Origin of the sequence: Kitasatospora sp. NPDC057904 (assembly GCF_042887925.1) — a bacterium.
Classification (GTDB): domain Bacteria; phylum Actinomycetota; class Actinomycetes; order Streptomycetales; family Streptomycetaceae; genus Kitasatospora.
On record NZ_JBHVOL010000006.1, the window covers coordinates 182,078 to 206,591 of the forward strand.

19 protein-coding genes are annotated in these 24,514 nt (G+C 73.8%); 15 read left to right on the plus strand and 4 right to left on the minus strand.

Features of this window, described 5'->3' with window-relative positions; all coding sequences use genetic code 11:
• Positions 1 to 104: 104 nt before the first annotated feature.
• Entirely contained in the window at positions 105 to 1,472 is a 1,368-nt protein-coding gene (locus ACFVSN_RS17670; RefSeq protein ID WP_387955861.1) for a hypothetical protein, read from the plus strand.
• 87 nt (positions 1,473 to 1,559) lie between these two features.
• The gene (locus ACFVSN_RS17675; protein ID WP_387955862.1) at positions 1,560 to 2,411 is read left to right on the plus strand and encodes an alpha/beta fold hydrolase; all 852 of its coding nucleotides are present in this window, start codon (positions 1,560 to 1,562) and stop codon (positions 2,409 to 2,411) included.
• A gap of 124 nt (positions 2,412 to 2,535) precedes the next feature.
• Here ACFVSN_RS17675 and ACFVSN_RS17680 read toward each other — a convergent pair whose 3' ends face one another.
• Entirely contained in the window at positions 2,536 to 2,862 is a 327-nt protein-coding gene (locus ACFVSN_RS17680) for a hypothetical protein (protein WP_387955863.1), read from the minus strand.
• 124 nt (positions 2,863 to 2,986) lie between these two features.
• Positions 2,987 to 3,475: a hypothetical protein gene (locus tag ACFVSN_RS17685; protein ID WP_387955864.1), complete on the minus strand. Its 489-nt coding sequence runs from the start codon at positions 3,473 to 3,475 to the stop codon at positions 2,987 to 2,989.
• Positions 3,476 to 3,819: 344 nt separating this feature from the next.
• On the opposite strand from ACFVSN_RS17685, the gene ACFVSN_RS17690 reads away from it, so the two are divergent.
• Both ACFVSN_RS17690 and ACFVSN_RS17695 read left to right on the plus strand, forming a co-directional pair.
• Positions 3,820 to 4,755: an oxygenase MpaB family protein gene (locus ACFVSN_RS17690; RefSeq protein WP_387955866.1), complete on the plus strand. Its 936-nt coding sequence runs from the start codon at positions 3,820 to 3,822 to the stop codon at positions 4,753 to 4,755.
• Complete coding sequence (locus ACFVSN_RS17695; RefSeq protein ID WP_387955868.1) at positions 4,755 to 5,312, plus strand: flavoprotein; 558 nt, start codon at positions 4,755 to 4,757, stop codon at positions 5,310 to 5,312. Before ACFVSN_RS17690 ends, ACFVSN_RS17695 begins: the two co-directional genes overlap by 1 nt.
• A gap of 15 nt (positions 5,313 to 5,327) precedes the next feature.
• On the opposite strand, the gene ACFVSN_RS17700 is transcribed toward ACFVSN_RS17695, so the two are convergent.
• On the minus strand, positions 5,328 to 6,542 hold the full coding sequence (locus tag ACFVSN_RS17700; protein ID WP_387955870.1) for a saccharopine dehydrogenase family protein: 1,215 nt from the start codon (positions 6,540 to 6,542) through the stop codon (positions 5,328 to 5,330).
• 143 nt (positions 6,543 to 6,685) lie between these two features.
• On the opposite strand from ACFVSN_RS17700, the gene ACFVSN_RS17705 reads away from it, so the two are divergent.
• On the plus strand, positions 6,686 to 7,141 hold the full coding sequence (locus ACFVSN_RS17705; protein WP_387955871.1) for a hypothetical protein: 456 nt from the start codon (positions 6,686 to 6,688) through the stop codon (positions 7,139 to 7,141).
• Between the two features lie 9 nt (positions 7,142 to 7,150).
• Here the strand turns inward: ACFVSN_RS17705 and ACFVSN_RS17710 are convergent, their stop codons facing one another.
• Positions 7,151 to 8,140 (minus strand): hypothetical protein, encoded by a 990-nt coding sequence (locus ACFVSN_RS17710; protein WP_387955873.1) that lies wholly within the window; start codon positions 8,138 to 8,140, stop codon positions 7,151 to 7,153.
• 338 nt (positions 8,141 to 8,478) lie between these two features.
• On the opposite strand from ACFVSN_RS17710, the gene ACFVSN_RS17715 reads away from it, so the two are divergent.
• The 10 genes from ACFVSN_RS17715 to ACFVSN_RS17760 all read left to right on the plus strand — a co-directional run bounded on the left by ACFVSN_RS17715 (position 8,479) and on the right by ACFVSN_RS17760 (position 24,514).
• Positions 8,479 to 8,940, plus strand: coding sequence for a DoxX family protein (locus tag ACFVSN_RS17715; RefSeq protein ID WP_387955875.1), 462 nt, complete (start codon positions 8,479 to 8,481; stop codon positions 8,938 to 8,940).
• A gap of 935 nt (positions 8,941 to 9,875) precedes the next feature.
• Positions 9,876 to 11,303: a sugar transferase gene (locus ACFVSN_RS17720; protein WP_380444987.1), complete on the plus strand. Its 1,428-nt coding sequence runs from the start codon at positions 9,876 to 9,878 to the stop codon at positions 11,301 to 11,303.
• A 103-nt stretch (positions 11,304 to 11,406) separates the two neighbouring features.
• Positions 11,407 to 12,735, plus strand: a complete 1,329-nt coding sequence (locus tag ACFVSN_RS17725) for a nucleotide sugar dehydrogenase (RefSeq protein WP_387955877.1) — start codon at positions 11,407 to 11,409, stop codon at positions 12,733 to 12,735.
• The gene (locus tag ACFVSN_RS17730; RefSeq protein ID WP_387955879.1) at positions 12,725 to 13,990 is read left to right on the plus strand and encodes a glycosyltransferase family 4 protein; all 1,266 of its coding nucleotides are present in this window, start codon (positions 12,725 to 12,727) and stop codon (positions 13,988 to 13,990) included. The genes ACFVSN_RS17725 and ACFVSN_RS17730 overlap by 11 nt, the downstream gene beginning before the upstream one ends.
• The gene (locus ACFVSN_RS17735) at positions 13,987 to 15,351 is read left to right on the plus strand and encodes a Wzz/FepE/Etk N-terminal domain-containing protein (RefSeq protein WP_387955881.1); all 1,365 of its coding nucleotides are present in this window, start codon (positions 13,987 to 13,989) and stop codon (positions 15,349 to 15,351) included. The genes ACFVSN_RS17730 and ACFVSN_RS17735 overlap by 4 nt, the downstream gene beginning before the upstream one ends.
• Entirely contained in the window at positions 15,348 to 16,883 is a 1,536-nt protein-coding gene (locus ACFVSN_RS17740; protein ID WP_387955883.1) for a Wzz/FepE/Etk N-terminal domain-containing protein, read from the plus strand. The genes ACFVSN_RS17735 and ACFVSN_RS17740 overlap by 4 nt, the downstream gene beginning before the upstream one ends.
• Before the next feature lie 2 nt (positions 16,884 to 16,885).
• Positions 16,886 to 18,793, plus strand: coding sequence for an asparagine synthase (glutamine-hydrolyzing) (asnB, locus tag ACFVSN_RS17745; RefSeq protein ID WP_387955885.1), 1,908 nt, complete (start codon positions 16,886 to 16,888; stop codon positions 18,791 to 18,793).
• Between the two features lie 60 nt (positions 18,794 to 18,853).
• A complete protein-coding gene (locus tag ACFVSN_RS17750; RefSeq protein WP_387955887.1) occupies positions 18,854 to 21,040 on the plus strand; it encodes a bi-domain-containing oxidoreductase in 2,187 nt (728 codons plus the stop codon).
• Positions 21,037 to 22,986: an alginate lyase family protein gene (locus ACFVSN_RS17755; protein ID WP_387955889.1), complete on the plus strand. Its 1,950-nt coding sequence runs from the start codon at positions 21,037 to 21,039 to the stop codon at positions 22,984 to 22,986. The genes ACFVSN_RS17750 and ACFVSN_RS17755 overlap by 4 nt, the downstream gene beginning before the upstream one ends.
• Before the next feature lie 10 nt (positions 22,987 to 22,996).
• Entirely contained in the window at positions 22,997 to 24,514 is a 1,518-nt protein-coding gene (locus ACFVSN_RS17760) for a right-handed parallel beta-helix repeat-containing protein (RefSeq protein ID WP_387955891.1), read from the plus strand.

Genomic DNA, 24,514 nt, shown 5'->3' on the forward strand with positions numbered 1-24,514 from the left:
GACATGTGTGCGTGTCGCCATCCGATCGCGCCCATGCGGCAACCGGGTGGGACACCGGTCACGTCTTCGGTCGGACGGGGCGGACCGGGAGCCGGGAGGGGACGATGGGGCAGCGCGAGTTGGAGCCGGAGCTGGCCGCGCACGTGCGGGCGGCGTTCGCGGAGTTCGGGAACGAGGTCACCCTGCACGGGGAGGTGGCCCGGGACCTTCACGGGCGCGACTACGGGCTCGGCAGGCTGCTGGAGCTGGTGGAACGGCGGCCGGACGTTCCGCTGGCGGAACTGGTCCGGGCCCACGTCCTCGAACTGGTCGTCGCCGTCCAGGGGCCGATGGCGGGCGACGCGGGCTCCCCGGAGGAGACGGCCGCCCGGCTCTACCCGGTGCTCCTGGACGCCACCACGCTGGTCGATCCCGCGCGGCTCCCGCATGCGCTCGAAATCTCGCCCGGGGTAATGGAGTTACTCGCGCTGGAGTCGTCCGTCGGCTGGCAGGTGCTGACGTCGGAGGCCGTCGCCGAACTCGGGGAAGCGTCGCGGTTGCGCGTGGACGCACGGGCGCGGCTCGCCCGGCTGCCCGTCGAGCGGCACGAGGTCCGGCCGACCGGGCAGGGCGGCAGCCTCCACGTCGTCACCGGGGGCTCGGCGCTGACGGGGAGCCGGGTCCTCGTCCTGGACGCGCTCTACCGTGCGGTCGCCGGGCGGGACCTGCCGCCGGACGGCGCGGTGGTGGCGTTCCCGACGCCGTTCCGGCTGCTGTTCGCGCCGTTCGACGCCGAAGTACCGGATGTGCTGCAGGTCCTGATCGAGACGGCCGCCCGGGAGTGCGACGCGTCCGCCTCGCCGCTGTCCCGGCACACCTACTGGTGGCGCGGCGGAGAGCTGACGCCGCTCACCGAGGTGGGCGAGGGCGGTCTGCTGGACCTCGTGCACGTGGACGAGGTGGTCGCCGCGGTCACCCGGCTGGCTGGCGGGGGAGGGGACCTGCCCGCGCCGCGTCCGCACCACTACCGCTTCGCGCACCGCTTGCTGCCCTCGCTCCCGGAGCTGGGCTCGGTACCGGGGGAGCGGCTCGACACCGAGCTGCGACGGCTCTGGGAGGGGTACGGCGCGAGCCTGCCCGTCGAGCACCGGCTGGAGCCCGACGGCCTCCGGGGCGGTTTCGTCCGGGGCGGGCGGCACCGCATGCTCCTCGTCGCCCTGCCGGTGCCGCGGGCGGCGACGGAAGCCTTCGCGGTGGTGCTGGCCTGGCCGAGCGACGGGTCCGCGTTGCGGGCCTTCACCCTGGAGTACGCGGTCGACCCGATCACGGGCGAGCGCGGGGCGGTGCTGGGCGAGTGGGAGGGGGAAGGACGCCACCGCCTGCACCGGACCGGCATGACCGCCGAGGCCCGCCCCTTCCTCCACGCCGTCGAGGCCCTCCTCGACCCGCCACCGCCACCCCCGGCGAAGCGGCGCGGCCTGTTCCGCCGCTGACCGCGGTCCGGCCGGTGCGGGCCGTTGCCACGGCGCCGGGACGGGAGCGCCTTGCGAAGATCAACAACCGGGTGGAAAGCTCGCAGCATGCCAACTTTCTCTTCCTACGACGGTACCGAACTGGCCTACCACCTCATCGGCGAGGGCGAGCCGCTGATCTGCCTGCCCGGCGGCGCGATGCGCGCCTCGGAGTACCTCGGCGACTACGGCGGGCTGTCCGCCCACCGGCAGTTGGTCCTGCTCGACCACCGCGGCACCGGTGATTCCCCCGAGCCCGCCGAGGTCGAGAGCTACCGCTGCGACCGGGTCGTCGCGGACGTCGAGGCCCTGCGCGTGCACCTCGGGCTGGAGAAGGTCGACCTGCTCACCCACTCGGCCGGGGCGAACCTCGGCGTCCTCTACATGCAGCGCCACCCCGAGCGCGTCGCACGCATCGCGCTGATCACGCCGGGGATGCGGGCCGTCGGGATCCCGGTCGACGAGGGCAGCCGCGAGGCCGCGACCTCGCTGCGGAAGGACGAGCCCTGGTACGACGAGGCGATCGGCGCGTTCCGCAGGGACTGGACCGATGTGGGGTCCGACGAGGACGCCGCCCTGGCGGGCCCGTTCTGGTACGGCCGGTGGGACGAGATCGCGCAGGAGCACCATGCCACGCGCGCCACGCAGCTCAACCGTGACGCCCGGGCGGCGCACTACGCCGAGGGCGCGTTCGACCCCGAGGCGACGAGGGCCGCGATCGCGGGGCTCGAGATCCCGGTCCTGATTCTGATCGGGGAGCTCGACTTCAGTCCCAGCCCGGTGCTCGCGACACGGCTCGGCGAGCTGTTCGCGGACGGCTGGGTGCAGCTCGTCGTGCAGCCCGGGGCTGGGCACCACCCCTGGCTGGACGACGCAGCCTGGTTCGGTGGCGTCGTCACGCGCTGGCTTGCCGAGAGCTGACCGGCCCTCCGCCGGATCCCGGTCCGCCACCGACTCGGCCCTCGTCCGGCCCCGGCGGCGCGATCGACGCGAACGCCTCGCCGGGGCGTCCGAGGACGCCCCACCGCCGTGCGGTCCGGTCGCCTCAGTCGCCGGCGACGTACACGTAGGTGCCTGGCGCCTGGCTGCACTTGCCCAGGAGTGCTTCCAGGCTCACCAGTTGTGAGTCGTCCCGCCAGGTCGTGATTCCCTGCACCTCCGCGCGCGCGGAGGCGCATTGCCGGGAGTCCAGCACGGTGTCCCCGTAGGGGTCGATGGCCGCGAGGACGGGGAAGCCCTTGCGGGGGAGCTTCGTGACGACGTCCATCAGGACGTCGTGCTCATCCCCGAAGGATTCGGTGACCGTCCGCTGCAGGGACTCCCAGCTCCTCAGATCGGGGAGTTCGGAGTGCCAGAACACGTCCAGTCCCACGGTGAACTCCAGGCTTCGTCAAAGGGGGCAGGCGGTGAGCACCCTGCCCTTGTGTACCACGACCTCCGGACGGGTCCTCAGCGTTGAGGAGTTGAGGCGTTGAGACGTTGTCGCGGGGCGCCGGTCAGCTCGCCAGCGGAAGCGTGAGGACGTGGACGAGTCCGCCCCCGGGGTTGGCCTCCACGGTGAGCCGGCCCGCGCCGCCGTCGGTGCCGTGAAGGTCCTGAGGGCCCCGGGGCTTCGCGTGCAGCCAGGGCCGGGCTCCCGCGGCCACGTCCGGGCCCCGGTCGGTCACCCGGATCTGCAGGGCGCCCGGCCCGCCGGGGCGCTCCGGTGCCGTGGTCGCCTGGACGAGCACGCGGGCTCCGAGCGGGGTGCGCAGCCACGCGGACCGGACCATCGCGGCGAGAGTCTGCTCCAGCCGGCCCTGGTCGACGGGGACGGGTGGCAGCCGGTCGGGAACGCGGACGGTCGCCGAACGCGTCGGCACCTCGGCCAGCGCGGCGGCGACCGCCGAGGACACGTCCGCCGGTCCGGGCCGCGGTGCACGGGCGTCGGGCGCGTGGACGGCGCCCGTGGCGGCGGTGGCGACGTGGCGGCTGTGATCGCCCACTGGTGCTCTGTTCCGTTCGGTGGGTGTCGGCGGGTGGCGGATGAGGAGTGTCCGGGGTCCGGCCTGTCGGCCGCGTGTTCGGACACTTCATCACCACGTGATCCTCTCGGATGAAAGCTGAGGTATTGATGAGGCGACCATCGGGTGACAACGGCGGATCGGCACCCGCCGCGCGTAGGGCCACGGCAGGGTCCACCGTCGGCTCTCGCTGCCGTTGCCGTCCGGATCTCATGCGGGGTGCTGTCGCTGGTGGCGAGGTCGGGTCGTCGAGGCAGCGGCCGGACTCCCCGCCCGGGGATCGCCTCGGTACTGTGGTGGCCCGGAGCGTGGGAAGGGTGGGCCTGATGGGGGCGGGAGCGTGGCGCGGGCCGCTCGTCCGGTTGCGGATGCGGCTGTTGGCCGAGATCAATGCGACCGTGCACGGGCAGGACCTGCACCTGGAGCGGTACGACCGTCCGGCCGGGGACCCCGGGCTGTACGGTCCGGACAGCGTGGTGTGGCGGGTGCACGGGCACCCGGCCGGGATGCTGGCGGGCGGTTTCGCGGCCCTGTTGCTGCAGTCCCTGCACCCGGTGGCGATGGCGGCCGTCGACGCGCACTCCGACTTCCGGGTCGATCCGACCGGCCGGCTCAACCGGACGGCCCGCTTCGTCACCACGACCACGCTCGGTTCGACGGCGGCGGCCGAGGCGGCGATAGCCGGCGTCCGGAGGATCCACCCGCGGATCCGGGGCACCGCGCCGGACGGCCGCCCGTACCGTGCCGACGATCCGGAGCTGCTCACCTGGGTGCACACCGCCGAGGTGCACTGCTTCCTGACCGGCTACCAGATCTTCGCCGCGACCCCGCTGACCGCTGCCGAGTGCGACCGCTACTACGCCGAGGCCGCGCGCGTCGCCGAACGGCTGGGCGCCGCCGCGATACCCGGGTCGCGCGCCGAGGTGGCGGCCTACCTGGCCCGGATCCGGCCGGAGCTGCGGGTGACGCGGCCGGCCCTGGACGTGTTGCGCCTGCTGCGGGGCTTCGGCCGCAGTCGCCGGGAACGCCTTGCCGTCCGGGTGCTGACGAACGCCGCGATCGCCCTGCTCCCGGACTGGGCCAGGGCCGAACTCGGCGTGCACCGGCCCCGGTTGGTCCGGGCGCTCTGGGACCGCCCGGTGGCGCGGACCGCCGGCCGGATCATGGTGTGGGCCTGCGGCCCGTCCCAGATCCGCGCCGTCGCGTACGCACGGGCCACCGCGACGTCCACGACCGTCGTCCACGTCGAGGAGATCGGTTGATGGTCGCCACGTCCTCCCCGCGCCCGGTCCTGTACCTGTTCGGCTCCGCCGCCCCGCCGGTGCTGAGTGCGGCGCAGATCGTGCGGCACGCCCAGTTCAGGGGGTGGGACGTCGCGCTCGGGCTCACTCCGACGGCGGCGGGCTGGCTCCAGGAGGAGATGTCCAAGCTGAGGCGGCTGACCGGCCATCCGGTGAAGTCCGTCTACCGGCGGCCGGGCGACCCGGACGTCCTCCCGCCCGCCGACGCGGTCCTGTTCGCGCCCGCCACGATGAACTGCATCAACAGCCTCGCCCTCGGGCTCACGACCTCCTGGGTCGTGGGGTACGCGGCCGAGGCGATCGGCAAGGGAATCCCGGTGACGGTGGTGCCGTGCCTGAACACGGCCCTCGCCGCGCACCCCCAGTTCCCGCGCAGCGTCGAGACGTTGCGCGGGGCCGGGGTCCGGGTGCTGCTGGGCGACGGAGGCTTCGTGCCGAACGATCCGGGCGAGGAGCGACCCGAGGGGTACCCCTGGGAGGCCGCGCTTGCGGCCGCCAAGGAGTCCCTTGAGCGGTGACACCCCGTCGTGTGCCTACCGCCCGGGGGCGGTCGTCGGCGGGGTGTCCAGCACGCGGAAGGAGATGTCCGCTGCGATCAGCCGGTCGATCAGGGGGCGGCCCATCGCCACTGCCGTGGTCAACTGCCCGGCCACCGGCGGCAGGTCGTCGTAGGCCAGGCACAGCGCCGACTCGGCCAGCATCTTCGCCGTCTCCTGGTAGCCGGGATCGCCGCCGGACACCTCGGTGAGGAGCGTTTGCCCGCCCTGCGTCCGCGCCGCGAAGCGGACGGCGAACCAGGAGCGTTCCCGCTGCTCCGCGTTCGGGCCGTCGCCGGGCTTGCGCAGCCGGCCCAGGGCCCGGCGCAGCGTGGGCAGTTGGGCGGCGACGGCGAGGGCCGTCACCGTGGCGACACCGGCGAGGGCGATCGGCAGCCGTCGTACCGCCGCGTAGTGCGCGTAGGCGAAGTCCGGGCCGTACTCGTCCAGTGCGGCGGCCGAGCGGGAGACCACCTGCGGGTCGATCGTGGGCATCGGCACGGCCCACGCGCGGGCCGCCCGTGACCGGTGCGGCCGGCCGGCCGGGGTGCGGACCAGCCGTCCCTTCGGCCGGGGCTCGGCCGCGCGGCGGCCGCGGGCGGCCCGGGCCATCGCGCGGGGCCGGGAGAAGGCCGTCATGGCCGAGGCGAAGGTGCCGCCGGAGATGGTGCCGCCCGCGCGGACGAAGCCGTCGACGGAGACCCGGGCCGACGGGCCGTCGCGGCGGAGCAGTTCCTCGACCGTGAACAGCACGCCGAGGTCGTGCGGTACGGAGTCGAAGCCGCAGGAGTGCACCAGCCGCGCGCCGGTGGCCACCGCCCGCTCGTGGTGCCGGAGGTACATCCGGTCGACGAACTCCGGCTCGCCGGTGAGGTCCACGTAGTCGGTGCCGCTGTCCGCGCAGGCCGCCACGAGCGGCTCGCCGTGCCGCAGGTACGGGCCGACCGTGGAGATCACCACGCGGGCGGAGCCGGCGACGTCGCGCAGCGCCGCGCGGTCGGCGGCGTCCGCGATCAGCAGGGGGAGGTCGGCGCAGCGCGGGTCGATCCGCGCCAGCCGCGCCCGGACGGCGGCGAGCCTGCCCTCGTCCCGCCCGGCGAGTGCCCAGCGGCACCCCTCGGGTGCGGTGCGGGCCAGGTACTCGGCGGTGAGCCCGCCGGTGAACCCGGTGGCACCGAACAGGACGAGGTCGTACGGGCGGGGCTCGGCCATCAACGGTCCCTACTCACGGGTAATCGACGGCGCCACGCTAGGAGCCGGTCGTGGCGGTGTCAACGGTCCGGGCCCCGGGTTTCCATCGGGGCGTGCTTGGCGCTACTTTGAACGTGTTCAATTTAGCCCTCGGGGGGTACGGGATGACCGAAGAACCGTCGCTGCAGCACGCCGCTCTCGTCGAAGCGGAGCTCGATCGTCACCGGGTCCGCCCCAGCTCGCGGGTGCTCGTCGCCCTGGCCGTGGTCGCGTGGGTGCCGTTCGTCGCCGAGGGGCTGCACTACCCGGCGAGCCCGAGGTACTGGGCCCTCCTCTTCACGCTGGTCGGGCTGACCGCGCTGCCTTTGGTGGTGCCGGGTGATCCGGGGTTCCGGATCACCTGCCTCGCCGTCGGCTGGCTCCAGTTCGCGATCGAGATCGTGCTCTCCGTCCCGTTCCTGCTGCTCGCGGTGCCCTTCTTCGTCTTCGTCTGCCCGTCGGGTGTCGTGCTGCTGCTCGCGAGTCGGCGCAACCGCGGCACGGTCGGCACGGCGATGCCGGTGCTGCTCGCGGCCTGCCCGATCCTGCTCCTGGCGCACGGCGGGTGGACGCACATGTAGCAGGCGTGCTCACCGCCGGCGGCAGAGCCGCCCGTCGGGGGTGCCCAGCAGGTGGCGCAGGGGTTCGATGACGACCGGGCCGCAGTACCGGACCGTGCTGCGGCGGACGCCGGCCCGGTTGAGGGTGTCGTCGGCGCCGGAGCCGGAGACCGAGAGGCGGGCGACGGTCGTTCCGGCCGGGGTGTCGATGACCAGTTCGTCCAGGCGGCTCCAGCCGCGGCGGGCCAGGCGGTACGGGACGGTGCCGTCGATCGCCGCTGCGGCGGCCAGGGTGGTGGTTCCGCCGGGGGTGAGCATCCGGTCGCCGGGGACGGGCAGGGGCCGGACGGCGAGGCGCCGGTACTGGTACTGCCCGACCGCGGCGGCCCGCAGGCCGGTGCCGATCCGCGCCGGGCCGAGCAACCGGGCCGCTGCGCGGGCGAGTTGGGCCAGCCGCCAGCCGAGGCGGGCGGTGAAGGCGTCGGCGAAGAGTTCCCGTTGGTCGTGGACGCCGAGGTCGGCGGCGTCCACGAACAGGTACGGACGTCCGGCGGAGACGAGCGAGACCTCCATTCCGTCGACGGGCAGGAGGGCGCTGCCGGACGGCAGCAGGTCGCCGAGCCGTCGTGGCCGGCGGTAGGCGAACTCCAGGCCGAAGCCGGTGCCGGTGTGGTCGCGCTCGCACAGCACCCGGTGCCCGGTGTCGACCACGTTGATCCGCGCCCGGGACGCCGGGCGGTCGCGCGGCAGCCAGGCCAGCCGGTCGGCCACCGCGACCGCGGCGAGGAGCGCGTGGCCGCCGCCGTGGCGCTCGGACCGGTAGTCCAGGTCGAACCGCGGATCGCGGGACGGCTCGATCATCGCGATGGCCGAGACGGGAACGCGGTAGGTGTCGGCCACCCAGCTCCGCGCGATCAGGAGGGCCTCGTCGAGTTCCCGTCCGTCCGGGGGCAGCACCCGTCGGTCCAGGACGAGCGCGGGGCGGGTGCTGCCGGCGGGGTGGGACAGGTGGCCGATCATCGAAGCCCCTCCGGTGCGGTCGCTGAGGTGCGACGAAGGATGCGGGATCCGGGCCGGGCCGGGCAACGACGGTGCGGTGAACGGTCGCCGAACGGCGCGTTCGACCAGGTCGGCGATATTCGCCGAGTTCTTTCGGATTGGCCCCTCCGCGTCAAATTCAGGGTGTCTTCGGGAATTGGTCGACCGTTCGCCGGACGGACATGGCAACCGGCTCGCGCAGGCTTGTAGCGTCCCGGATCGCCGATCGGACGGTGGGTGAATTCCGCCTGATCACGACGGATATTCGCCACGGATATCCGCCATGGACATTCCATTCCCTTTCCCGGAGGTCTGAACTCGTGCTCGACCATCTCCAGGCGCGTTTCGCCGGCCCCGTGCAGTCGGTGTTCCGCGTCGTCGCCGGACTCCTCTTCGCCTGCCACGGCACCGCCTCGCTCTTCGGCTTCTTCGGCGGTGCCGCTGGCACCCACGGCGGGACGCTCCACCCCGGGGCCTGGCCCGGCTGGTGGGCCGCCGCCATCCAGCTGGCCGGCGGCGCGCTGGTGCTGCTCGGCCTGTTCACCCGGCCCGCGGCCGTGATCTGCTCCGGCTCCATGGCGTACGCGTACTTCGTCGTCCACCGGCACCACGGCCTGTTGCCGATCGAGAACGGCGGCGAGCTGTCGGCCCTCTACTGCTGGATCTTCCTGCTGATCGCCACGCTCGGTCCGGGCCCGTGGGCCGTCGACGAGGTGCTCCGATCAGGCCGGATCCAGCAGGCCGCGGAGTCCGGTGCCGAACGGTCGGCGGTCGCCGGCTGAGGCGTCCGGCGGTCACCCGTCCGGTGGCGGCGGTCCCCACGCGGGACCGCCGCCACCGCGGTCGTGCCGGAGACGCCCGGCACGGTTCGGCGAGTGATCACGGAGGCTCCTGGCGGGTGGGGGAAGGGGCGGCGGCAGCCGGTTGTCCGGAATCGATCGGTCCGTCCGCCGGCTCCCCTGGCGTCGTCGAACGCCGCTTCGAACGGCCCGATCCCCGGTACGGCCTGGTCATCCGCCGCGGCGGGACCTCGGGTCCATGTCCTGAACGCGCTGTCGGTGGCCACGACGGGAAGCCTCCGGATCATCGCGCGTGAGGGCTCGGTGTAATCCCGTCGTCACAGGTCACCCCGTACGTCGGCGGCTCCGGGGCGCCCTCCGATGGTCACCGCTCGGTAGATCAAGATTCAGCTCTCGTGCACGTGTTTCACACATCCCCCACTTTGGGTGCCCCCGATGCTCTACATTGATGTGCACTTCGCTCGGTTCGACGCGGGGCGACGATCGATGATTCACGGGTCCGGCGCTGCGCATGGCCGGTAGTCGCGTCCCGGCGGCAGCCGTGGGGGGCGGTGAATTCCCGGCGCCCGGAAATCGGGCTTCGAGTGTGGAGAGCGACCGCCGGCGGATTCCCGTCCATTTCGGGATTCCGGCACGACGTACGGGTCCGTCGGTGCTTTTTGGGGGATGTACACGCAGCGCTGCAGGAGCCGATTTCGCCATGCCCGGGAGCGGGACCTCCCGGTGGTAGGAACAGCGCGGCACGGGAGGCGGCGGGGCCTCCCGAAGGGGAGGAATCAGGTGCGGGAGGTGCGAGCCTCCCGGGGGGAGGAATCGTGTGGAGCGAGCACGTCGAACCCACAGGTGACCTGGAAGGGGCTGTCGAGCAGGGGGAGGGGGAATTAGTCCGCCCGTTCCAGGCGGTGCGGGGGCGCCCGGTGAACGGGAGGATCGGGCGGCCCGAGAGTGACTGGGAGCAGCAGTACCGCCGAACGGTGATCATCGGCGACACCGTGACCACCGCCTTCGTGGTGGCGGCGATCGGCGGGTTCTTCGGGGTCAGGGACGCGGCCAACTGGCATGAGAAGTGGGGGATCCTCGCCTTCGGCACCGAGCTCCTGGTGCTCGCGGCGCTGGCGACGACCCGGTCGTGGGCGCCGGCCGTGCTCGGCCAGGGGGCCGAGGAGTTCCGCCGGCTCGGACGCGCGCTGTTCGCGGCGGCCGTCGTCCTGTCGCTCGGCGGGATCGCCCTCACCTCGACCAACATCAAGCTCTGGATCTTCGTCGCGATCCCGGCGATCACGGGCGTCACCATGACCGAGCGGTACCTGCTGCGCCTGTGGCTGCACAAGCAGCGGAAAGAAGGGCGGTGCCTGCGCCCGGTGCTGGCCGCCGGGAGCCCGGCCACCATGCGCGACCTGATCGCCCGGACCCGCAAGTTCCCGCACCTCGGCTGGCGGGTGGAGGCGGTCTGCACGCCGTACGCCCTCGGGCTGGGCGGTGACCGGCTGGACGGCGTGCCGGTCGTGGGCCGGCTGACGGACGTGGCCAACCACGTCCGCCGCGACGGCTACCGGGTCGTCGCCGTCACCCCGGACCCGTACTGGACACCGGACCGGCTGCAGCGGCTGGCCTGGAAGCTCGAAGGCAGCGACGCCGAGATGGTCGTGGCCCCCGTGCTGATGGAGGTGGCCGGACCGCGGCTGCACGTCGACGCGGTGCTCGGGATCCCGATGCTGCGGGTCAGCATGCCGACCTTCACGGGGGGCCGGCGGGCCGTCAAGGAGGTCGTCGACCGGCTGGGCGCCGCTGTCCTGCTGGTCCTGTTCGCGCCGCTGATGTTGCTCGTCGGGCTGCTCGTGCTGGCGGACAGCCGGGGCGGGGCGTTCTACCGCCAGCACCGGGTCGGCAAGGACGGCCGCGAGTTCACCCTGGTCAAGTTCCGCACCATGGTGGCCGGGGCGGACCGGGCCAGGGCCGCGCTGGCCGACCGCAACGAGGGCGCCGGCCTGCTGTTCAAGCTCCGCCGGGACCCGCGGGTGACCCGGGTGGGCGGGGTGCTGCGCCGCTACTCGCTCGACGAGCTGCCGCAGCTGCTCAACGTGCTCACCGGGTCGATGTCGCTGGTCGGCCCGCGGCCCCCGCTGCCGGAGGAGTCCGCCGCGTACGGGCCGGACATCCGGCGGCGACTGCTCGTCAAGCCCGGGCTCACCGGCCTGTGGCAGATCAGCGGGCGCAGCGACCTGCCGTGGGAGGAGGCGGTGCGGCTGGACCTGCGGTACGTGGAGGACTGGTCGCTGGCCCTGGACACGGTGATCTTGTGGAAGACCCTGCGGGCGGTGCTCCAGGGGCAGGGGGCGTACTAGCCGCCAGGGGCGCCGCACAACGCGACAACGCACAACGCGACAACGCACGGCACGGCACGTGGACGGCAGGCCGGATCGGCCTGCCCGAGGGGAGGAACGGGTCATGAGGGTCAGCGTCCTGGGGCTCGGCTACGTGGGCTGCGTGTCGGCCGCGTGCCTGGCCAGTCTGGGGCACGAGGTCATCGGCGTGGACGTCAACCAGGTGAAGGTTGACCTGGTCAACGACGGCAAGGCCCCGGTGGTCGAGGAGCGGATCGGCGACCTGATCGCCGAGATGGTGCGGACCGGGGCGCTGCGCGCCACCACCGACGTCCGCGAGGCGGTCCTGGGCAGCGAGGTGTCGCTGGTCTGCGTGGGCACGCCGTCGGAGCCCAACGGCGGCCTGTGCACCACGTACCTGGAGCGGGTCGCCGAGCAGATCGGCGCCGTGGTGGCCGAGCGGGGCGGGCGGGGTGGGCGGCACACCGTCGTGTTCCGCAGCACCATGCTCCCGGGCACCTGCCTGAACCTGCTGGTGCCGATCCTGGAGAAGCACGCCGGCGGCACGGCCGGGACGGACTTCGGGGCCGCGGTGAACCCGGAGTTCCTGCGCGAGGGCACGAGCGTGCGGGACTTCTTCGACCCGCCGAAGACCGTCATCGGCGAGCTCGACCCGGCGAGCGGGGACGTGGTCGCGGCGCTGTACGAGGAGCTGCCCGGCGAGGTGTTCCGGGTGCCGGTCCCGACGGCCGAGGCGATCAAGTACGCGGACAACGCGTTCCACGGCCTCAAGATCGGCTTCGCCAACGAGTTCGGCGCGGTGTGCCAGGCGCTCGGGGTGGACTCGCACCAGGTGATGGACGTGTTCCTGGCCGACCGCAAGCTCAACATCAGCCCCGCCTACCTGCGGCCCGGCTTCGCCTTCGGCGGCTCGTGCCTGCCCAAGGACCTGCGCAGCCTGGTCCACGCGGCGCGCCGGGCCGACGTCTCGGTGCCGATCCTCTCCCACGTGCTGGCCTCCAACGCCGATCACCTCCAGCGCGCGGTGGAGCTGGTCGAGCGCACCGGCAAGCGCCGGGTGGGCCTGTTCGGCCTGTCCTTCAAGCCCGGCACCGACGACCTCCGCGAGAGCCCGCTCGTCGAGCTGGCCGAGCGGCTCTTCGGCAAGGGCTACGACCTGCGGATCTACGACCCCAACGTGAACCTCTCCCGGCTGCTCGGCGCGAACCGCGAGTACATCGAGACCCGGCTGCCGCACCTCGCGCAGCTGCTCGCCCAGTCCGTCGGCGAGGTGCTCGACCATGCCGAGGTGTGCGTGGTCGGGACGAAGGACCCCGCGGTGCTGTCCGCGCTGCCGCACGGCGGCGACGGCCCCGCGATCGTCGACCTCGTCCGCCTGCCCGACGCCGAGGCGCGCCGGGCCGAGCCGGGGTACGCGGGCCTTGCCTGGTGACGCGGCCGGCGGCGACGGGCGGGGCCGTCGCGCGCTGGTCCTGGTGGAGAACCTGTCGGTGCCGTTCGACCGGCGGGTGTGGCAGGAGTGCACGACGCTGCGCGATGCGGGCTGGACGGTGCACGTCATCTGTCCGCAGGGCACCAAGCGGGACACCGAACCGGAGGCCGAGATCGACGGGGTGCGGATCCACCGCTACCCGTTGCGCGCGGCCACCGGCGGACCGGCCGGCTACCTGCGGGAGTACGGAACGGCGCTGTGGCACACGGCCCGGCTGGCCCGCGAGGTCGGCCCGGTCCACGTCGTCCACGCCTGCAACCCGCCCGACCTGCTGTTCCTGCCGGCCCTGTGGCTGAAGCGGCGCGGCGCGCGGTTCGTCTTCGACCAGCACGACCTCGTGCCCGAGCTGTACCTGTCCCGGTTCGACCGCGGCGAGGACCTGCTCTACCGCGGAGTGCGCGCACTGGAACGGCTGACCTACCGGGCCGCGGACGTCGTGCTCGCGACGAACGAGAGCTACCGGGACGTCGCGCTGCGCCGCGGCGGTCTGCGGCCACAGGACGTGTTCGTGGTGCGCAGCGCGCCCGACACCGAGCGGTTCCGGCCGGTGGAGCCCGAGCCGGAGCTGAAGCGCGGCAAGCCCCATCTGCTGTGCTACCTCGGCGTGATGGGCCCGCAGGACGGCGTCGACTACGCCCTGCGGGCGCTCGCGAAGCTGCGCGACGACCTCGGGCGGACCGACTGGCACGCGGTGTTCGTCGGCGGTGGCGACACCTTCGACGAGATGGTGGCGCTGTCCCGGCGGCTCGGGCTCGCGGAGCAGGTGGAGTTCACCGGGCGCGTCCCGGACGCCGACCTGGTGCGTTACCTGTCCAGCGCGGACGTGTGCCTCTCGCCCGACCCGCGCAATCCGCTCAACGACGTGTCGACCATGAACAAGGTCCTGGAGTACATGGTCATGGGCCGGCCGATCGTCTCGTTCGACCTGCGGGAGGCACGGGTCTCGGCCGGTGACGCCGCCGTCTACGCGCCCGCGAACGACGAGGCCGAGTTCGCCCGGCTCGTCGCGCTGCTGATGGACGATCCGGAGAAGCGGGCCTGGATGGGCAAGCTCGGCCAGGAGCGGATCAACGGGCCGCTCGCCTGGCGCAACTCCCAGCGCGCGCTGCTCGACGCCTACGCCGCCGCCTGCCGTCCGCTCGTGAACGGCAGCCGTACCCCGGGCCGTCGGGCAGGGAGAAGGCCTCGGCGTTGAGCGACGAAACGATCCGCCTGGTCACGGTCGGCCGGATCCTCCGACGGCGGTGGCGGCTCCTGGCCGTCCTCGCCGTGGTGGGTGCGCTCGTCGGGTACGGCACGTCCCTGCTGTTCCCGCCGCGCTACACGACGTCGGCGTCGGTCCTGCTGCCGGGGGTGTGGCAGGACCGCGAGCTGCTGACGCAGGCCCAGATCGCGACCAGTTCGGTGGTGGTCGACCGGGCGGCCGCCACCCTGGGCTGGACCGGCGTCACCGGCACCAAGCTCCAGCACCGGGTGAGCGCCACGGCGTCGGACGGGAACATCATCAAGATCTCGGGCACGGCCGAGACCCCGGAGCGCGCGCAGCAGCTCTCCGACCAGGTGGCCCATCAGTTCGTCGCGTTCGCCTCGCACGTCGCGGGCGACAGCACCGACCCCGAGGCAGCGCAGCCCGAGGCGCTGCGCCAGCTCGTGCTGCAGGCCGGCCGCAACATCAGCGACCTCGCCGCCGCGGCCGGTCCGGGGCAGACCGTGGACAGCGTGTCGACCCGTACGGAGCTGGCGAAGCTGCGCACCGCCCTGCAGGACGCCATCAAGAAGCTGGACCAGGTCGACCCGGCCGCCAACAAGGCCAACATGGTCGTCATGGGGTCGGCGCCCCGGCCCTCCGGCGAGGCGCCGCCGACGAGGATCCAGCTCGTCGCCGCCGGGGCGCTGCTGTTCTTCCTGGTCGCGCTGGTCGGCCACCTCGCCGCCGGGCGGACGAGCCGCCGGCTGCGCACCGGACCGGAGATCGCCGCGGCGCTGGGCTCGGTGCTCCTCGGTGCCGTCGACGTCCCCGGTGACCGGTCCGCCCACCGGGCCGACGGCCGTGGCCCCCGGGCCCTGGTCCGCCGACTGCTGGGCGCGGACGTCCGGTGGGACCTGCCGGCCCCGCGCGTCTCCGGCGACGAGGCCGGCCGGCAGCTCCGCTACCGGCGGGTGTGCGCCCGCCTGCGGGACCAACTGCCGTCCCCCGGGCGGCTGCTGGTCGTCGTCCCGGAGGGCGACGAGACGGCTCGCCGGGCCGCCGGGCAGCTCGTCGCAGAGGCAGCGGGCGATCCCGTGCTGCGGACGGTGGACGTGTCGGTGTCCCGGCCGCTGGTGCCGGACCACGACGGCGAGTCCGGCGCGGTGGTCGTGCTCAGCGCGGGCGACTGGACCGCGGGGGAGCTCGCCGACGTCGCCGGGGCGTGCGCGGACGCCGGCCACGAGGTCGTCGGCGTCGTCGTCGCCGAGCCGGTCCTGGCCCGAGCAGGGCGCTCCGCCGACCGCCACCCGGAGGGTGCTGTGCCGGTGCTCGCCGTCGGCGACGACGCGAGAAGGGGCCCGGAGTGACGACGAGTACGACGCCGGAGCCCTCGGCCCCCGCCCCGCTGCTGGACCTGCAGTCGCTGGTGGTCGCGGTGCGCAGGCGCCGCCGGCTGTGGTGCGTCATGGCGCTGCTCGGGCTGCTGGCCGGTGCGGCGGTGGCCGTCCTGCGGCCGCCCGCGCCGAGCGCGACGGTCAAGGTGCTGGTCGCCCACCAGGCGGACCAGCCGAACGACCCCGGAACGCTGATCCGCACCGACGCCGCGCTGCTCCAGACCACGGGCATCGCGGGCAAGGCCCTGCAAGCCCTCGGATCCGCGGAGAAGCCCGAGGACTTCATGCGGGACTACGCGGGCGCCGGCCTGACCAACAACCTCCTGCAGATCAACGTGACGGGAAAGAGCGACGCGGAGGCGGTGGCCCGGGCCAAGGCGCTGGCCGACGCGTTCGTCGCGGACCACGTCCGGCGGATCCAGGAGGCCGCGGACGCCGAGGCCAAGGCCTACCTCGACCAGCGCGACCGGCTGCGCGAGGAACTCGCCCAGGTCAACAAGTCGATCGGGGAGGCCTCGCAGCAGAACGACCCGAAGACGGCGGCGAGCCGGGAGTCGCTCGACACCAGCCGGTCCGAACTCATGTCGCGGATCGCCGACTTCAGTCAGCGCGCCGCGGAGGCGGGCGTGGGCACGCCCCGGCTCGTCGCCGGCACGCAGATCGTGGACGCCCCGCGCGCGGTGCGGCAGTCGCTGCCCAAGACCGCCGCCACCGACGCCGCCCTCGGGCTCGTCCTCGGACTCGTCCTCGGGCTCGCGGTGGCCGCCGTCGGCGCGGTGGTGGCGGACCGCCCGGTGCTGCGCCGGGAGATCGCGGCGAACCTCGGCGCCTCGGTCATCGCGGAGCTGCGCGGCGTGCCCCGCAGGTCCGTCGGACGGTGGCAGCGCCGGCGGACCAGGGCGGCCAGGACCCGGCTCACCGCGACCCTGGCCCGCAGCGTGCGCGGCTCGGCGGACGCGGTGTCGCTGCTGGAACTCGGCTGCGCGCGCACCACGAGCGTGATCGCCCTGGACCTCGCCGGCGAGCTGGCGTCGGAGGAGGAGGGGCCGGTGGTCGTCGTCGACGGGCTGCCCGGCCCGCAGCTCGCCAAGCGCCGCGCCAGGCCGGGGGATCCGACCGTCGTCGTCGGCGGGCGCGCCGGGGCCGTGCCGCCCGAGGAGCGCCGGCTCGGCGTCGGCTCGGTGGCGCCCGGTACGGCGTGGACCGACCTCCGGCACCTCGGCACCCGGACGGTGCTCGTCGTGCGGGCCGGGCACGGCAGCGCCGCCTGGCTGCACACCGTGGCCCGGCAGCTCGCGGACCAGGGCATCCCGGTGATCGGGGTGGTGCTGATCGACCCCGATCCGCGGGACCGGACCGACGGCACCCTCTGGGACGGGCCGCACGCCGCGCCGCGCGGCCGGCGCGCCCGCCCGCCCCGGCGCGACGGGACCGGCCGCCGGCGCCCGGAACGACAACCGACGAGGACCGCACCGGTCCCGGACAACGACCAGGAGGCGGGCTAGACATGTGCGGCATCGCGGGAGCGTACCGGTGGCCGGACGGGAAGGCCGTGACCGACCTGCTCACCGACACCCTCGCCCACCGGGGCCCGGACGGGGCCGGCCGCTACGGCCACCCGGTCGGCGACGGCGACGTGCAGCTCGGGCACCGCCGGCTGGCCATCGTCGACCTCTCCGAGACCGGCGCCCAGCCGATGGTCTCGGACGGCCTCGTCCTGACGTACAACGGCGAGCTGTACAACGCGCCCGAGCTGCGCGCCGAACTGGCCGCCGCCGGGGTGCGCTTCCGCGGGACCTCCGACACCGAGGTGCTGCTGGAGGCCTGGCGGCGCTGGGGCACCGACTGCCTGCCCCGGCTGCGCGGCATGTTCGCGTTCGGGATCTTCGACGAGCGGACCGGCGAGCTGGTGCTCGTCCGCGACCAGCTCGGCATCAAGCCGCTGTTCCTGGTCCGGCGCGGCGGGGGCCTGGTGTTCGCCTCCGAGCTCAAGGCGCTGGCCGCCGCCACCGGCGGGTCGCTGGAGGTGGACCACGCGGCGCTGGTGGCCTCCCTGCTCTACTACTGGGTGCCGGACTCGCGGTGCGCCTTCCGCGAGGCCGAGAAGCTGCCACCGGGCAGCTGGCTCCGGTGCAGGCCCGACGGCCGGGTCGAGCGCGGCCGGTACTGGAACCTGCGGGACGTCGCCGCCGAGGGCCGGGAGCGGGCCCGGGCCGGCGAGCGGCCGGACCTCGCCGCCATCGTCGAGGAGTCGACCCGGCGTCACCTGCTCTCCGACGTGCCCGTGGCGACCTTCCTCTCCGGCGGGCTGGACTCCAGCTACCTGACCGCGCTGGCCGCCCGCGACCGGCCCGGCATCTCCGCCTACACGATCGGCTTCCGCGCCGAGGACGCCAGGTTCGAGGCCATGCCCGACGACCTCCGCTACGCCCGGCAGGTGGCCGGGCGGTTCGGCGTCGACCTGCACGAGATCGAGATCGCCCCGGACGTGCTCGACCTGCTGCCGAGGATGACGTACCACCTGGACGAGCCGATCGGCGACCCGGCCGCGATCAACACCTACCTGATCTGCTCGGCCGCCCGGGAGGCCGGGGTCAAGGTGATGCTCTCGGGGATGGGCGCCGACGAGCTGTTCGCCGGCTACCGCAAGCACCTGGCCAACCGGCTCGCGCTGCGCTACCAGCGCGTCCCGCGGCCCCTGCGGCGCGGCCTGTCCGCGGCCGTGGACCGGCTGCCGGTCGCCACGGCCACCCGCGGGTTCCGCTCGGTGCGCTTCGCGAAGCGGTTCCTCTCCTTCGCCGACCTGCCGGAGGAGACGGCGTTCCGGCGCAGCTACACGATGTACGACCGGGCCGAACTGCTCGCCCTGGTCGACCCGGACCTGGCCGGGACGGTCGACGACGTGCTGACCGAGCACGCGGACGTCTACGGGGACAACGACCTCGACGACTTCGTCAACCGCATGTGCCTGGGGGACGCGCGGATGTTCCTGCCGGGCCTGAACCTCGCCTACACGGACCGGTCGAGCATGGCCGCGTCCACCGAGGTGCGGGTGCCGTACGTGGACGTCGAGGTGGTGCGGGCGGCGTTCGCGGTGCCCGGTGACCGCAAGATCGTCGGACGGCAGGGCAAGGCCGTGCTCAAGGAGGCGGCCACCTCCGTCCTGCCCCGGGAGATCGTGTACCGGCCCAAGGGCCTGTTCAGCGCGCCGCTGCGGGCCTGGATGAGCCGGGACCTGGCGCCGCTGGTGCGCGAGGTGGTGAACGACGGCGTGCTCGTCCGGTCGGGGTTCCTGCGCCGGGACGCGCTGGCGCGGCTCGTCGCCGCGGACGCCGCCGGGCAGCAGGACTACTCCAAGCACCTGTGGCACGTGCTGACCCTCGAGTACTGGTACCGCGGCGCGACCTCCGGCTGAGACCTCGGCCGGAATGTGACGACGTGACGACGTGACGACATGGGAACAAGGGGACTTCGGGTGAAACAGGTCGTGCAGAACTACAAGAGCGGCGAGCTGTCGGTGCTCGACGTGCCGGTGCCGGGCTGCAAGCCGGGCGGAGTGCTGGTCCGCAGCGCCTTCTCGCTGATCTCCACCGGCACCGAGCTCATGAAGGTCTCCGAGGCCGGGATGTCGATGCTGGGCAAGGCCCGCTCCCGGCCGGACCAGGTGGCCAAGGTCATGCAGAGCGTGGCCACCAACGGACTGCCCGCCACCTACCGCAAGGTGATGGGCAAGCTGGACTCCTACACGCCGCTGGGCTACTCGCTGTGCGGCGTGGTCGAGCAGGTCGGCGCCGGGGTCGACGACGTGAAGGCCGGCGACCTGGTGGCCTGCGCCGGCAACGAGCACGCGCTGCACGCCGAGCTGAACTGGGTGCCGAAGAACCTCTACGTCCCGGTGCCGGACGGCCTCGCGCCGCGGCACGCGGCCTTCGGCACCGTCGGGTCGATCGCGCTGCAGGGCGTGCGCCAGGGCGAGCCGCAGCTCGGCGAGGTGGCGCTGGTCATCGGCCTCGGGCTGATCGGGCAGCTGGTGGTGCAGCTGCTCACCGCCGCGGGGGTGCGCGTCGTCGGGGCCGACCCCGACCCGGCGCGCTGCGAACTCGCCGCGCGCCTGGGCGCCGTGGCCTGCGGCGACCCCGGGTCCTCGGCCGTGGCGGCGGCCGTCGCCGAGCTGACCGGCGGCCACGGCGTGGACCAGGTGTACCTGGCGGCCGGCGGCGGGAGCAACCAGCCCGTCGAGCTGGCCGCCGCGCTGGCCAGGGACCGGGGCCGGGTCGTCGACATCGGCAAGTGCCGCCTGGACCTGCCGTGGAACGCGTACTACGAGAAGGAGCTCGACGTCCGGTTCTCCCGCTCGTACGGCCCCGGGCGCTACGACCCGGAGTACGAGCTGGAGGGGCGGGACTACCCGATCGGCTACGTGCGCTGGACCGAGCGCCGCAACCTCGCGTGCTTCCTCGACCTCGTCTCCCGGGGCCGCGTCGACGTGGAGCCGCTGATCTCCCACATCGCCGACTTCGGCGACGCCGTCGAGACGTACCGGCGCCTGAAGGACGGCGAGTTGAAGGCCGTGGCCGTGCTCTTCCGGTACCCCGAGTCCGAGGGGGAGGGAACGGCGGAGGCCCCGGTGGTGGCGGTGCCGGCGGTACGCGTCGAGACCAGGGCACCCGCGCCGTCCCGTCCCGTCAACACGCCGGTGCGGCTGGCGTTCGTCGGCGCGGGGAACTACGCGACGTCGATGCTGCTGCCCCACCTGGCCGGGCGCGACGGCGTCGCGCTGTCCACGGTCGTCACCACGACGGCGCTCTCGGCGGCCAACGCGCAGCGGAAGTTCGGCTTCGCCCGGGCGACCACCGATCTGGACGGCGTGCTCGGGGACCCGTCCATCGACGCCGTGTTCGTGGTCACCCGGCACAGCTCGCACGCCGAACTGACCCGGCGGGCGCTGCTGGCCGGCAAGGCGGTGTTCGTGGAGAAGCCGCTGGCCCTCACCGAGGACGACCTGGCGGGTGTGCTCGCGGCCGTGACGGAGTCCGGCAACGACCGGCTGCAGGTGGGCTTCAACCGACGGTTCTCGCCGCTGCTGCGCGAGGCCAAGGCCCGGTTCGGCGCGCGGAGCGGCCCGGCGAGCCTGCGCTACCTGGTCAACGCGGGCCGCCTGCAGCACGGCAGCTGGTACCTCCAGCAGGGCACCGAGGGCTCCCGGTTCGCCGGCGAGGGCGGGCACTTCATCGACACGGCGAGCTGGCTGCTGGAGGCCGACCCGGTCTCGGTGTACGCGGTCGCCTCGGCCGGCAACGAGGACCTCCAGGTCGTGCTGCGCTACCCGGACGGCTCCACGGCCACCATCAGCTACGTCACCACCGGCGCGTCCGGCTTCCCCAAGGAGACGCTGGACCTCGTCGCGGACGGCAAGGTGCTGAAGCTCGACGACTTCGTCCGCGCCTCGGTGTACGGGGGCAAGCGGTGGGTCAGTTCGCGGCTGCCGAAGGCCAGGGACAAGGGCCAGTCCAACGAGCTGGCCGCGTTCGTCAGGGCGGTGCGGACCGGCGGGCCGATGCCGGTGCCGCTGGAGTCGCTGGTCGCCACCACGGCGGCCACCCTCGCCGTGCAGACCGGCCTGGCCGGCGGCGTGCCGGTGGCGCTGGAGCGGGCGCGATGACGATGAGCGCGGGCTGGTACCTGCGGCGGCTGTCCCGGATGGGGCCGCGGGAGGTCGGCGGCCGGGCGGGCGACGCGGTGCGCAGGCGGCGGTGGCGCTCGGAGCCGCCGCCCTGCCCGGCGGTCACCGGCGCCCGGTTCACCGCCGTCCTGCCCGCCGGGGCGCTCGCCGCGGTGCCGGCGGAGGCCGCGAAGCGACTCGTCGCCGAGGCGGACCGGCTGATGGACGGGTACGCCGAGTTCTTCGGGGTGGACCGCGACGACCTGGCCGACCCGGACTGGTGGCGCGACCCGAAGACCGGGCGCCGGGCCCCGGCCGGCTACGCCTTCGACGTGCCCTACCGCAACGAGGACGCGGTCGGGGACATCAAGCAGATCTGGGAGCCGTCCCGGCACCATTACCTGACCGTGCTCGCCGCCGCCTACGCCCTCACCGGGAACGAGCGCTACGCCGAGCGCGTGGCCGCGCACCTGCGGTCGTGGTGGGCGGCCAACCCGCCGCTGCGCGGCGTGCACTGGATCAGCGGCATCGAGCTGGGCATCCGGCTGCTGTCCTGGGTGTGGATCCGCCGGCTGCTCGACGGCTGGCCGGGCGCGGCCGGGCTGTTCGAGGGCAACCCGGTGGCGCTGGAGCAGATCTGGCACCACCAGCGCTGGCTGGCCGCCTTCCCCAGCCGGGGGTCCTCGGCCAACAACCACGTCATCGCCGAGGCCGCCGGGCAGTTCGCCGCGGCCTGCGCGTTCGGCTGGTTCCCGGCCTCGGAGCGCTGGCGGTCCGGCGCGCTGCGCTCGCTGGAGCGGCACCTGCGCGGCAACACCTTCCCGTCCGGCCTCAACCGGGAGCTGGCGACCGAGTACCACGGGCTCGTCCTGGAGCTGGGCCTCGCCGCGCTGGCCGAGGCGGACGCCGCCGCCGTGCCCGTCCCGGCGTCCGTCCGGCTGGTCCTGCTGCGGATGACCGACGCCCTCGCGGCCGTCGTGGACAACCGGCTGCGGCCGCCGCGCCAGGGCGACGCCGACGACGGGTACGGCCTGGTCCTGGACGGCCCCGGCACCGACCGCTGGGCCTCGCTGCTGGCCACCGGCGAGGCCGTGTTCGGCCGGCTCGCCTGGTGGCCGGCGGTGACCGGCGGCGACGTGCGCACCCCGCTGCTGGCCGCGCTGGTCCGCCCGTACGGGAAGAGCGGAGCCGTCACCCGCCCGGCACGCCGGCCCGGCCACTTCGCCGACGCCGGTATGACCATCCTGCGCGGCCCGGGGGAGATCTGGTGCCGCTGCGACGGCGGTCCGCACGGCTTCCTGTCCATCGCCGCGCACGCCCACGCGGACGCGCTGTCCGTGGAAGTCCGCCACGACGGCGTGGACGTCCTCGCGGACCCCGGGACGTTCTGCTACCACGGACAGCCCGAGTGGCGGAGCTACTTCCGCTCGACCCTGGGACACAACACCCTGGAGCTGGACGGCGGCGACCAGTCCGTCTCCGGCGGCCCGTTCCTGTGGACCCGGCACGCCCGCAGCCGCGTCCTGGCCGCGGACACCTTCAACGGGAGCGTGGCCCGCTGGAGCGCCGAACACGACGGCTACCAGGACTCGGTGCACCGCCGCCGGGTGGAGCTGACCGCCGCCACCCGGGAGCTGCGGGTGGTCGACGAGGTGCGCGGCCCGCGCCGGGCCGTGCGCCTGGCCTTCCACCTCGGCCCGGCGATCACTGCCGACCTGACGGGGCACCGGGCCCTGCTCACCTGGACCCGGGACGGCGAGGGCCGTTCCGCGGTGCTCGACCTGCCCGCGCGGCTGTCCTGGCGGGCGCACCGCGGCGAGACCGACCCGCCGCTGGGCTGGTACTCGGCCGGCTTCGGGCGCAAGGAACCCGCGACCACGCTCGTCGGCACCGGATTCGCCGACGGCACCGAGGAGTTCACCACCGTGCTCGGATTCCGGGACTGAGGGGGGAGGGGTGGGGATCAAGAAGCGGCACTGGGGGGCGCCGGCGCTGGTCCTGCTGCTGGCGACCGGCTGCACGAGCGGCGGCTCGGACACCTCGCCGCAGCCGACCGCCACGCCCTCCGGCTCCGTGGCCGCGGCCCAGGTGTGCGCCCACCCCGGGGAAGGTCCGGCCGCCGCGCCCGCGGGCGCGGTGACGGTCGACCCCGCGGTGGTCGGCGACCTGACGGCGAAGACCAAGAGCAGCCCACCGCACACCACGTTCTGGCTCCAGCCGGGGACGCACAAGCTCGAAGCGGACCGGTACGCCCAGGTCGTCCCGAAGGAGGGGGACACCTACCTCGGAGCACCGGGCGCGGTGCTCGACGGCGTGAAGACCAACCAGTACGCGTTCGGCGGCGACGCCGCGGGCGTCACGATCCGCTACCTGACCGTGCAGGGCTTCAACGCGCCGCAGAACGAGGGCGTGGTCAACCACGACTCGGCCGACGGGTGGGTCATCGAGCACGCGACGATCCGCGACAACTCCGGCGCCGGACTGATGGCCGGAGCCCACCAGCAGGTCCGCGCCAACTGCCTCCAGAACAACGGGCAGTACGGCATGAACGCCTACAAGTCCGGCGCCCCCGTCGGCGGCCTGGTGGTCGAGGGCAACGAGATCACGGGCAACGACACCGACCAGTGGGAGCAGCGCCAGCCGGGCTGCGGCTGCACCGGGGGCGTCAAGTTCTGGGCCGTCAACGGCGCCGACGTGCGCGGCAACTGGGTGCACGACAACCGCGGCCCCGGGCTCTGGGCGGACACCAACAACAACGACTTCCGCATCGAGGACAACGTCCTGGAGGCCAACGACGGAGCCGCGCTGATCTACGAGACCAGCTACAACGCCGTCATCCGCAACAACACGATCCGGCGCAACGACGTCGTCGAGGGCCGCAGGTCCGCCGACCGCGGCGACGACTTCCCGTACGCGACCGTCTACCTGTCCGAGTCCGGCGGCGAACCGCGGATCCCCGCCCGCACCGACAGGATCGAGATCTACGGGAACGTCCTGGAGGACAACTGGTCCGGGATCACCCTGTGGGAGAACGCCGACCGCTTCTGCAACAGCCCGGCCAACACCTCCTCCGGCGACTGCACGCTCCTGGCGAAGAACACCGCCCGCTGCGCCCAGCCGGCGATCGCCACCCCGCCGCTCCACGACGACTGCCGGTGGAAGACCCAGCGGGTCGACATCCACGGCAACCGCTTCGTGCTGCACCCGTCCGCCGTCGGCTGCACGGTCAAGTGCGGCCGCATGGCGGTGCTGGCCAACTACGGCACCTACCCGGACTGGTCGCCGTACAAGGGGCAGTCGGTCGCCGAGGCGATCACCGGCGGCCAGCAGAACCGCTGGCACGACAACGCCTACCTCGGACCGTGGAGCTTCGTCGCCCACGACCCGAGCCGCACGCTCGACTTCGGGCAGTGGCAGGGTGAGCCCTACCAGCAGGACACGGGCAGCACCTACCAACCCCAGGCCGGTGGTTGA

What these genes read in the sequence shown, in the direction of transcription:
- ACFVSN_RS17725 (WP_387955877.1), top strand. Translation starts at nt 11,407, where the DNA reads ATGAGGGTCAGCGTCCTGGGGCTCGGCTACGTGGGCTGCGTGTCGGCC.
- ACFVSN_RS17670 (WP_387955861.1), top strand. Translation starts at nt 105, where the DNA reads ATGGGGCAGCGCGAGTTGGAGCCGGAGCTGGCCGCGCACGTGCGGGCG.
- ACFVSN_RS17705 (WP_387955871.1), top strand. Translation starts at nt 6,686, where the DNA reads ATGACCGAAGAACCGTCGCTGCAGCACGCCGCTCTCGTCGAAGCGGAG.
- asnB (WP_387955885.1), top strand. Translation starts at nt 16,886, where the DNA reads ATGTGCGGCATCGCGGGAGCGTACCGGTGGCCGGACGGGAAGGCCGTG.
- ACFVSN_RS17755 (WP_387955889.1), top strand. Translation starts at nt 21,037, where the DNA reads ATGACGATGAGCGCGGGCTGGTACCTGCGGCGGCTGTCCCGGATGGGG.
- ACFVSN_RS17690 (WP_387955866.1), top strand. Translation starts at nt 3,820, where the DNA reads ATGGGGGCGGGAGCGTGGCGCGGGCCGCTCGTCCGGTTGCGGATGCGG.
- ACFVSN_RS17695 (WP_387955868.1), top strand. Translation starts at nt 4,755, where the DNA reads ATGGTCGCCACGTCCTCCCCGCGCCCGGTCCTGTACCTGTTCGGCTCC.
- ACFVSN_RS17675 (WP_387955862.1), top strand. Translation starts at nt 1,560, where the DNA reads ATGCCAACTTTCTCTTCCTACGACGGTACCGAACTGGCCTACCACCTC.
- ACFVSN_RS17710 (WP_387955873.1), bottom strand. Translation starts at nt 8,140, where the DNA reads ATGATCGGCCACCTGTCCCACCCCGCCGGCAGCACCCGCCCCGCGCTC.
- ACFVSN_RS17700 (WP_387955870.1), bottom strand. Translation starts at nt 6,542, where the DNA reads ATGGCCGAGCCCCGCCCGTACGACCTCGTCCTGTTCGGTGCCACCGGG.